The following is a 9,665-nucleotide window of genomic DNA, read 5'->3' as shown; positions in this document are numbered from 1 at the left end:
GCGGAGGCCTGGGTGAAGTGGACGATGTAGGCGGGGGCCTTCCCGTCCCGGATCAGGAGTTCGACCGTCTCCTGCACCCCGGCGAGGACGTAGTCGAACGACAGCGGGACGGGCCGGTCGGTACCGCCGACGAGGGTGGACTCGCGCCCGGTGCGGCGGCGCAGGTCCTCGAGCAGCCAGTCCACGTCGCCCAGCGTGGCGGACATCAGCAGGAATTGCGTGTCGGGCAGCTCGATGAGCGGGACCTGCCAGGCCCAGCCCCGGTCGGGATCCGAGTAGTAGTGGAACTCGTCCATCACCACTTGGCCGATGTCCGCGTCGGCCCCCTCGCGGAGGGCGATGTTCGCGACGATCTCGGCGGTGGCACAGACGATCGGGGCGTGCGGGTTCACCGACGCGTCGCCGGTGAGCATCCCCACGTTCTCGGCGCCGAACACGGTGCACAGCGCGAAGAACTTCTCGCTGACCAGGGCCTTGATCGGGGCGGTGTAGTAGCTGCGGACCCCCCTGGCCATCGCGGAGAAGTGCGCGCCCAGCGCCACGAGGGACTTGCCCGAGCCCGTCGGGGTGGCCAGGACGACGTGGCTGCCCGCCGCTACCTCGAGGACCGCCTCCTCCTGCGCCGGGTACAGACTGAGGCCCTGATCGGCGGCCCAGGCCACAAAGGCGTCGAAGACCGCCTCCTCGTGGAGGTCGGAGGGGACGTCGTCCAGGTCAGCGAGGAGTTCGGGCAGATGCACTCTGCCGAGCCTAGCCGCCCGGGCGGACGGGCCCGCCCGGACTAGACGGCGTCCGGATCGTCGTCGCCCGACTGCTGCGCCAGGAAGCGCTCGAACTCGGCGCCGATCTCGTCGCCGGACGGCAACGGTTTGCCGCCGGGGGTCAGCGAATCGGAGCCGTGCCTGGACTCCATGAACGCGTCGTACTGCTTCTCCATCAGTTCCACGGCGGTCCGGATCTCCGGGCTGTCCGAAATCTGCGCCGTGACCTGGGCGGTGAACTCCTCCGCGGACTTCTCCAGCTCGCCCGTCGGCAACTCCAGCCCCGCGATCCGGGAGATGTTCCCCACGAGGTCGAGGACGGCGGCGGGGTAGCCGGTCTGCGCCAGATACTGCGGTACGTGCACGGTGAAGCCGGCGGAAGGGATGCCGTGTTCGGCCATCCGGAGCTCCAGCAGCGAACTCACGTTCCCGGGGACGGAGAACTCCCCCGGCCACGCGGTGAACCCGCGGATGAGGTCGACGTCGCTGGCGTGCGCGCTGGACTGCGTGGGCCGGGTGTGGGGCACACCCAGGGGCATGGCGCCGAGGCCCACCGACATCCGGGCGCCGAACGAGCCGGCGAGGTCGATCACCGCCTCGGTGAAGCCGTCCCACCGAAGATCGGGCTCCAGTCCGGACAGCAGGAGGAACGACGTCCCGGCGGCGTCCTTCACGGTGTGGATCTGGATGGTCGGTTCGGAGTACCCGGTGAAGTGGTCGAAGGAGTACCGCAGGTGCGGCCTGCGCGAGCGGTAGTCGACCAACTCGTCGACGTCGAACTCGACGATCAACTGGGCGTCCAGGCTCTCGCGGAGATGCTCCGTGACGCCCTGGATCGCCTGGCCGGCATCGGAGAAGCCCTGCAGGGCGTGCACCAACACGGGACCCTCGCCGGACTCCGACCGCAGGTCGGGAACGGGCTCGATCAGTCGGTACAGGTTGCTGTGCCTGGCCATGTCGACTCCTCTCGTCACGAACACCCCGGTTCCACCGGACGGGACCGGATGGTCGTCCGACCGGGAAGGGGTGTCACCTCTCTGCCAACGACAGCCGATCCCGGTTGATTCCCCAGCGACCGGTGCGCCTCCACAGACCGCCGGGATCGGGCCGTTCGGGGCCCCGGTGGGGGACCGGGGTGACCGAAGGTTGGTCAGGTGCTCCGGCACCCGCGGACGGCCCCATCGGAGGGATCGACCGCGCGACGAGACGGGTGGACGGCATGACTCACGACGGACGGGGCCGCGGCGACGGACCGGAGGACGGGGACGGGAGGACGACGGTGGTGATCTCCTCCCCGGAGGAACTCATCGCCTCGATACCGGCGATGTTGGGCTTCCCGCCCGGCGCGGGCTCGGTGGTGGTGGTGTGCGGCAGGACCTCCGACGGGAGGCAGGGGCCGGTGGTGAGGATGGACGTCGACGGACTTCTCGACGGGTCCGCCGCCTACTCCGCCGGGGACCACGATGACCCTGACGTCGAGCACGATCTCCCGGCCGCGACGATCGGCGAGGGGCCCGCACGCGGACTGGCGCAGTTCTGCTCGCGAGAGGGGGTGACCGCCGTCCACCTGGTCGTGGTCCACGAGGACTGCGTGGACGGGTACTCGGCCGGGCTCCGCGCGGAGGACGCCGCCGCCGCGTTCGAGTACTGGTTGGGACTGGCGGGGACGCGGGTGGTCACCGCGTACGGCGTCCCCGAGTTCGCCGCAGGGGCTCCCTGGGTCGACCTCTTCGGGATGGTCCGGGGAGTCCAGCTGGATCCCGGCACCACGGAGATCGCGGCGGTCCACGCGTTCGACGGCCGGGTGCAGGCAGGATCGCGGGAGGAGATCGAGCGCCTGTATCTGGCCAGGGACGCGGACGCGTGCGACCGGGACCCGGGCGCCGGCGATGCGGACAGTCAGGCGGGGTCCCTCCCGGTGGAGTCGGGCGTGGACGCCCACGACCGTGCCGCCGAACGGCTGGAGGCGGGGGAGGAGCTGGACGACGACGAGCTGGCCGAGGTCGGCCGAGCCCTGCTCGACATCGGGGTGCGTGATGAGATCTACCGACGTCTCGCCCAGCGGGGGCTGGTCGACGACGACGGTCGCCGCCTGCTGTGGTGGGCGCTGGCCCGTCGTCGGCCCGGACGGGAACGCTCCGTGTCGCTGATGATGTTGGGGGCCGCGGCCTACTTCTCCGGCAGCGGCGTCCACGCCCGGTCGGCGCTCGAGGCGGCGGTGGGTGCGGACGAGAGGAACTCGCTCGCGAGGCTGTTGCTCCACGGCCTGGAGAACGGGCTCGCCCCGGAGCGGCTCCGCCGGGTGGCGGCGGCGGCCTGACCGCCCGGCGGGGTCGTCAGCGCGGGGCGGAGTGGGCGCGGTCGCCCAGCGACGAGGTGAACGCCCAGGCGTCCTCGACCACGGTCCGGAGATCGGTGCGGCTCGGTGCCCAGCCGAGCTCGCCGATCGCCCTCCGGCTGGAGGCGACGAGGACCGCCGGATCGCCCGCCCGACGTGGTGCGACGACGGCCGGGATCGGATGACCGGTGACCTCGCGGCACACGTCGATCACCTCGCGGACGGAGAAACCCTCACCGCTGCCGAGGTTGAGGATGCGGTGGATGCCCGCGGCGTTGGACTCCAGCGCCAGCAGGTGGGCGTCGGCCAGGTCTGCCACGTGGATGTAGTCCCGCACACACGTGCCGTCCGGGGTGGGCCAGTCGTCCCCGAAGATCTTGATGTCGGCGCGGTGCCCCAGGGCGACCTGGAGGACGAGGGGGATGAGGTGGGTCTCGACCACCCGGTTCTCACCCGCCGCTCGGTACGCCCCGGCCACGTTGAAGTAGCGCAGGCTCGTGGCGGCCAGGCCGTGCGCGATCGCATAGGAGGTGATGGCGTGGTCGATCGCGAGCTTCGTGGCGCCGTAGGTGTTGGTGGGCCGGGTGGGCATGTCCTCGGTGATCGGGACCTGCTCCGGCTCGCCGTAGGTGGCCGCGGTGGACGAGAACACCAGGTTGGTGACGTCGGCGGCGCGCATCGCGTCGAGAAGCGCGAGCGAGGTGACGACGTTGCCGTGCCAGTACTCCTCGGGCTTGACCACCGATTCGCCCACCAGGGATCTGGCGGCGAAGTGCAGGACCCCGTCGAACGACGGGTCCAGAACCGTCCCGGCGAGCTCGGCGACGTCCCCCTCGACGAGCGTCGCGCCCGCGGGGACGCCGTCCCGGTTGCCCGTGGAGAAATCGTCCAGCACCACGACCTCGTGGCCGCGCTCGACCAGCACGGTGGCGCAGACCCCCCCGACATACCCGGCGCCGCCGGTGACGAGGAGCTTCACGGCAGGATCTCGACCTGGACCGCGTGCGCGTGGTCTCCGTCGAGCTCCACCGTGAGCCCGTCTCCCGAGTCGAGTTCGACGAGATGACCCCGACGGGTGGCGGTGACGGTCTTCAGCGGCTCCACCCCCGCGGCCCGGAACTCCGAGATGAGCTCGGTGTCGATCTGGATGTTCTCCCCGATCGCGCGGATCCGGACCCGGTGCGGGATGTCGGAGGCGAGCGCCGAGAGCCGCGTGTACTCCGGCTCGGCGGGGCGGCCGGAGGCGAACCCGATGAGCTCCAGGCCGGGGATGGGGTTGCCGTAGGGGGACGTCCTCGGGTCGTCGAGGACCTCGATGAGGCGCCGCTCGACGTCGTCGCTCATCACGTGCTCCCAGCGGCACGCCTCGGCGTGCACCTTCTCCAGCTCCAGCCCGATCACGTCGACGAGCAGGCGCTCGGCCAGGCGGTGTTTCCGCATGACCCCGACGGCCAGCTCGCGGCCGGTCTCGGTGAGCTGGAGGTGCCGGTCGGGCGCGACGAGCACCAGGCCGTCGCGTTCCATCCGGGCGACCGTCTGGCTGACGGTCGGGCCACTCTGCTCGAGGCGTTCCGCGATCCTGGCGCGGAGGGGGATGACACCTTCCTCCTCGAGCTCATAGATCGTGCGGAGGTACATCTCGGTGGTGTCCACCAGGTCCTTCACTGTGCAGTCCTCCACGTCGGATTGTCGCTGGTCGTCCGGCGCCCCGGGCGCTGGGCACGGTCGGGGTGGATCCGAGCCTACCGTCGGCCCTGGAACCGGGGTGGAGAGCGGGGCGTTCCCGGGTCGCGCGTGACCCCACCGCGTAGATTCGCAGGAGCCACACCCGGGTTCCGCCTGGTGTGGGTGCCGGGAGCGACCCGGCGCGACGGGAGGACTGTGGAATGGCCGGGATCCGGGACGGCGTTTCAGCGAAGGTGGTGTGGAGTCCGTCGTTGATGGACTACCGGCACTCCGTGGACCATCCGATGAGCCCCAGGCGCCTCGACCTGACGATGTCCCTGGCCACCGAACTCGGCGTCCTCCAGGGGGTGGAGATGCTGGACCCGGGGTCGGCGAGCGACGAGGAACTCCTCCGGATCCACACGTCCCGGTACATCGACGCGGTGAAGGCCGCGGGCGACCTGCCGCCCGGCGAGCACCTGGGGATGAGCCACGGGCTCGGTACGGCCGACAATCCGACGTTCCCGGCCATGCACGAGGCCAGCGCCGCAGTCGCCGGTGGGACCATGGCGGCCGCGCGTGCCATCGCCAGCGGTGCCGCGACCCGGGCGGTGTCGGTGGCCGGCGGAATGCATCACGCGATGCCTGCGGCCGCCGCGGGGTTCTGCGTGTACAACGACGCCGCCGTCGCGATCAGCTGGCTGCTCGACAACGGGTACGACCGCATCGCCTACGTGGACATCGACGTCCATCACGGTGACGGCGTCCAGACCGCGTTCTACGAGGACCCCAGGGTCCTGACGGTGTCGCTCCACCAGCACCCGGCCACCCTGTGGCCGTCCACGGGGTGGGCCTCGGAGACGGGGGTCGGGCGAGCCGAGGGGACCTCGGTGAATCTGGCGTTCCTTCCGGCGGTCACGGACGAGCTGTGGCTGCGGGGTTTCCACGCGGTGGTTCCGGGGGTGCTGCGCGCGTTCGAGCCGCAGATCATCGTCATGCAGGCCGGATGCGACTCCCACCGGGAGGACCCGCTCGCCGACCTCTCGCTCACCGTCGACGGACACCGCGCGTCCTACCTCGCGCTGATCGCGTTGGCCGACGAGATCTGCGAGGGGCGGATCATCGCGATCGGCGGCGGGGGATACGAGCTGGTCCGGGTGGTCCCGCGGTCGTGGACCCATCTCATCGCGGCGGTGCTGGGGGTGCCGCTCGACCCGTCGACCGCGGTTCCCGAGACGTGGAAGACCCTGGCCACCCGCTTCACGGTTCCGGACCGTGTGCCGGAGACGATGGGGGACGGCGGCGCCGCCACCCACACGCCGTGGGAACCGTCCGGCAGCGACCGCGGGGTCGAGATGGACCGCACGCTGGCCCGTCTGGACCAGTCGATCCTCGACACCCGCCGCTCCGTCTACCCGCTCCTCGGGCTCGACCCGGACGACCCCCGGGACTGACCGCCGCATCCCGGGTACCGAGTACCCACCACCCTCGACGCTTGTCCTTTGGAGGACCAGAATGGCCAACCCCGGTGACGGACCGACCGACGGCGACGTCTCCGTCGTTGACCCGCCCGAACACGCCTCCACCGATACGACGGTGGCCGACTATCCGGAGGGGTATCCGCACGAGTGGGCGGCGGACGTCCTGGGCTCCGACGGCCGGGCGGTGCGTATCCGGCCGATCCTGCCCACGGATTCGGACAAGATCGCGCACTTCCATTCGAGCCTGTCCGAGCGGACCCGCTACCTGCGCTATTTCGGATCCCACGACGTCCTGTCGGACAGGGAACTGCGCCGGATGACCCACGTGGACTACCGCGACCGGATGGCGTTCGTCGCCGAGCTCGGTGCGGAGATCATCGGTATGGCGATCTACGAGCGGCTGCCGGACTCGACCTTCGCGGAGGTGGCGTTCACCATCTCGGACCAGCACCAGGGGAGGGGGCTGGGATCGATCTTCCTCGAGCACCTCGCCGGCTCCGCCGCCGAGTGCGGGATCGACCACTTCGAGGCGGAGGTCCTGTCCGAGAACCGCTCGATGATCCAGGTGTTCCGCAGGGCGGGGTACGAGATCTCGCGCTCCTTCGACGGGTCCACCCTGCACCTCGAATTTGCGATCGACCCGACCGAGGCGCTGACCAACGTCCGGAACTCGCGGGAGGCCGCGGCCGAGGCGAGAAGCGTCGCGCGGGTCCTCACGCCCGGATCGGTCGCCGTGATCGGTGCCTCCGACCAGGTGGGCAAGATCGGCCACACCGTCCTGCGCAACCTCATCGGGAACGGGTTCTCCGGCCCGGTGTACCCGGTCAACTCGGACGCAACCAGTGTCCACTCGGTGCGCGCCTACGCCAGCGTCCGGGACATCCCGGACCCGGTCGACCTGGCGGTCGTGGCGGTTCCGGCGTCCTCCATGTCCGAGGTGCTCGACGACTGCCTGTCCAAGGGGGTGTCGACCCTCGTGGTGATCTCCGCCGGCTTCTCCGACGTCGGCAGCGCGGGTGTGGTGTCGGAGCGTCGACTGGTCAGCGAGGCCCGGGCCCACGGGATGCGGGTGGTGGGACCCAACGCGTTGGGCGTGATCAACACCTCTACAGATGTGCAGCTCAACGCCACCCTCGCCGAGGTGGTCCCGGGCCCGGGACGGGCGGGTTTCTTCTGCCAGTCGGGCGCGCTCGGGATCACGATCCTCGCGGCCGCCGCCCGCCGCGGACTGGGGTTGTCCACCTTCGTCTCCGCGGGGAACCGGGCCGACGTCTCGGGCAACGACCTGCTCCAGTACTGGGACACCGATACCGGGACCGAGGTCGTCCTGCTGTACCTCGAGAGCTTCGGCAACGCCCGCAAGTTCTCGCGGATCGCCCGCCGGGTGGCGAGGAACAAGCCCGTGATCGTGGTCCGGCGCGCCGCCGACGACCTCGAATCCGGGGTGGAGGGACTCACGGCGTCGGCGATCCGCGGATTGTTCCGCGACTCCGGGCTCATCCAGGTCGATTCCATCACCGACATGTTCGACACCGCCACGCTGCTCGCGCACCAGCCGCTCCCGGCCGGGGGGCGGCTTGCGATAGTCGGGAACTCGACCGCCGTCGGTCGACTGGGCGGCGATTCCGCACGCCACCAGGGCTTCACCGTCGCCCATTCCGTCGATCTGGGTGCCGGGGCCTCCCCGGAGCAGTTCCGCGAGGCGATCGCGGACGTGCTGGCCCGCGACGAGGTGGACTCGGTCCTGACCGTGTTCGTCCCTCCGGTCGCCACGGAACCCGACGCCTACGCCGAGGCCATCCGGGCCGCGGCGGCGGACAGTCCCAAGCCGGTGGTCAGCACCTTCCTCGCGGGCGAGGGACTGCCCGAGGGACTCATCGTGACGGACGAGTCGGGCGCGGCGGCACGGGGGTCGATCCCGTCCTACCCCTATCCGGAGCGGGCGGTGTCGGCGCTGGTGCGCGCCCGCCGCTACGCCGAGTGGCTGGACCGCCCGGCAGAGGAGCCGGCGGAGTTCGAGGACATCGACCGGGCCCGCGCCCGCGACCTCGTGGACTCCCTGTGCCACTCCAACGCGGGCAGGGCGTCGTTCGAACTCACCCAGGGCCAGGTCCGTGGCCTGCTGGAGTGCTACGGGATCGAGATCGTGGACTACCGCGTGGCCGCCGACGTCGACCAGGCCGTCATGGCGGCCGAGGAACTCGGCTTCCCGGTGGCGGTCAAGGCGATGAGCGAGCGATGGCGGAGCCGAAGTGACCAGTCGGGGGTCAGGCTCGACCTGACCGGCGCGGCCGCGGTCCGCGAGGCGTTCGACCATCTGCAGGAGTCGACCGGCTCGCGATCGCTCCACGTGCAGAAGATGGCCACCAAGGGGGTCGCCGTGACCATGCGGATGGCGGATCACCCCATCTTCGGGTCGCTCATCTCGTTCGGGTTGTCCGGGATGCTTTCGGACCTTTTGGCGGACCGGGCGTTCAGTACGCTCCCGATCTCCCCCGGCGAGGCCCGTTCGCTCCTGGACCGGCCACGGGCGGCCCCCATCCTCGACGGCTACGCGGGGGACGCCCCGGCCGATCGCGACGCGCTGGTGGACCTCATGGGGCGCATGTCGTGCCTGGTGGAGGACATCCCGGAGCTACGTCGGATGTCCGTGGATCCGGCGCTCGCGTCCCCCGACGGGGTGTCCGTGCTGTTCGCCCAGGTCCACCTGGGACCGCCCCCGCGGTCCAGCGGCAACGAGGGGCCGCGCCGGCTGCGGTGATCCCCGCGCGGTGCCGTCGACATGGCCGCGACGACGGTCGACACGATGGCCCCGACGGCGCCAAGCCCCGACTCCACGGAGGAGTCGGGGCTTGCGTCACAGGGGCCGAGGCGCCGGGTCAGACGGCGTACGAGCGGAGTTTGTCCGCGCGCCGCCCCTCGCGGAGCTTGGCCATGACCTCGCGCTCGATCTGACGCACCCGTTCACGGGAGAGCCCGAAGCGCTTGCCGATCTGGTCGAGGGTGCGGGGCTGGCCGTCGTCCAGTCCGAAACGCAGGGTGATGACCTGCTGCTCGCGCTCCTCGAGCGTGGCCAACACCGCCCGCACGTCCGAGTGCATGACGTTGGTCACCACCGTGTTCTCCGCGCTGGTGGCCTCGGCGTCCTCGATGAAGTCGCCCAACGGCGCCTCCTCGTCCGCGCCGACCGGCATGTCGAGGCTGACCGGATCACGGGAGTGGTCGAGCAACTCCTCGATCTTGTGGGCCGGGATGCCGGATTCCTCGGCCAGCTCGTCGAGCGTGGCCTCGCGCCCGAGCTGCTGGTGCAGCTCGCGCTTGATCCTGGCGAGCTTGTTGACCTGCTCGACCAGGTGCACGGGGAGCCGGATGGTGCGGGACTGGTCGGCCATGCCCCGGGTGATGGCCTGACGGATCCAC

The 9,665-nt window shown here is 70.9% G+C and carries 8 protein-coding genes; 3 read left to right on the top strand and 5 right to left on the bottom strand.

The window, feature by feature from the left end; genetic code table 11:
- Both B4M60_RS02700 and B4M60_RS02695 read right to left on the bottom strand, forming a co-directional pair.
- A partial coding sequence (locus B4M60_RS02700; protein WP_291080047.1) for a DEAD/DEAH box helicase occupies positions 1 to 740 on the bottom strand: 740 nt, incomplete at its 3' end.
- A 41-nt stretch (positions 741 to 781) separates the two neighbouring features.
- A complete protein-coding gene (locus B4M60_RS02695) occupies positions 782 to 1,717 on the bottom strand; it encodes a proteasome assembly chaperone family protein (RefSeq protein ID WP_291080046.1) in 936 nt (311 codons plus the stop codon).
- Between the two features lie 263 nt (positions 1,718 to 1,980).
- Here B4M60_RS02695 and B4M60_RS02690 point away from each other — a divergent pair, with 263 nt between their 5' ends.
- On the top strand, positions 1,981 to 3,081 hold the full coding sequence (locus B4M60_RS02690) for a DUF4192 domain-containing protein (protein ID WP_291080044.1): 1,101 nt from the start codon (positions 1,981 to 1,983) through the stop codon (positions 3,079 to 3,081).
- Between the two features lie 16 nt (positions 3,082 to 3,097).
- Here B4M60_RS02690 and galE read toward each other — a convergent pair whose 3' ends face one another.
- Positions 3,098 to 4,078, bottom strand: coding sequence for a UDP-glucose 4-epimerase GalE (gene galE / locus B4M60_RS02685; protein WP_291080042.1), 981 nt, complete (start codon positions 4,076 to 4,078; stop codon positions 3,098 to 3,100).
- Positions 4,075 to 4,764, bottom strand: a complete 690-nt coding sequence (locus B4M60_RS02680; protein ID WP_291080040.1) for a metal-dependent transcriptional regulator — start codon at positions 4,762 to 4,764, stop codon at positions 4,075 to 4,077. The genes galE and B4M60_RS02680 overlap by 4 nt, the downstream gene beginning before the upstream one ends.
- A 221-nt stretch (positions 4,765 to 4,985) precedes the next feature.
- Between B4M60_RS02680 and B4M60_RS02675 the strand changes: the two genes are divergently transcribed.
- Together B4M60_RS02675 and B4M60_RS02670 are read left to right on the top strand one after the other, a co-directional pair.
- Positions 4,986 to 6,218, top strand: coding sequence for an acetoin utilization protein AcuC (locus B4M60_RS02675; protein WP_291080038.1), 1,233 nt, complete (start codon positions 4,986 to 4,988; stop codon positions 6,216 to 6,218).
- Between the two features lie 61 nt (positions 6,219 to 6,279).
- Complete coding sequence (locus B4M60_RS02670) at positions 6,280 to 9,006, top strand: bifunctional GNAT family N-acetyltransferase/acetate--CoA ligase family protein (RefSeq protein ID WP_291080036.1); 2,727 nt, start codon at positions 6,280 to 6,282, stop codon at positions 9,004 to 9,006.
- 118 nt (positions 9,007 to 9,124) lie between these two features.
- On the opposite strand, the gene B4M60_RS02665 is transcribed toward B4M60_RS02670, so the two are convergent.
- The coding region (locus tag B4M60_RS02665) for a sigma-70 family RNA polymerase sigma factor (protein ID WP_291080034.1) at positions 9,125 to 9,665 on the bottom strand (541 nt) is incomplete at its 5' end.

It is taken from the genome of Dietzia sp. UBA5065, assembly GCA_002415925.1.
Lineage (GTDB): Bacteria > Actinomycetota > Actinomycetes > Mycobacteriales > Mycobacteriaceae > Dietzia.
The sequence above is the reverse complement of the archived record's forward strand: the minus strand, read 5'-3'. Positions and strand labels throughout refer to the sequence as shown.

What these genes read in the sequence shown, in the direction of transcription:
- B4M60_RS02675 (WP_291080038.1), top strand. Translation starts at nt 4,986, where the DNA reads ATGGCCGGGATCCGGGACGGCGTTTCAGCGAAGGTGGTGTGGAGTCCG.
- B4M60_RS02695 (WP_291080046.1), bottom strand. Translation starts at nt 1,717, where the DNA reads ATGGCCAGGCACAGCAACCTGTACCGACTGATCGAGCCCGTTCCCGAC.
- B4M60_RS02690 (WP_291080044.1), top strand. Translation starts at nt 1,981, where the DNA reads ATGACTCACGACGGACGGGGCCGCGGCGACGGACCGGAGGACGGGGAC.
- B4M60_RS02670 (WP_291080036.1), top strand. Translation starts at nt 6,280, where the DNA reads ATGGCCAACCCCGGTGACGGACCGACCGACGGCGACGTCTCCGTCGTT.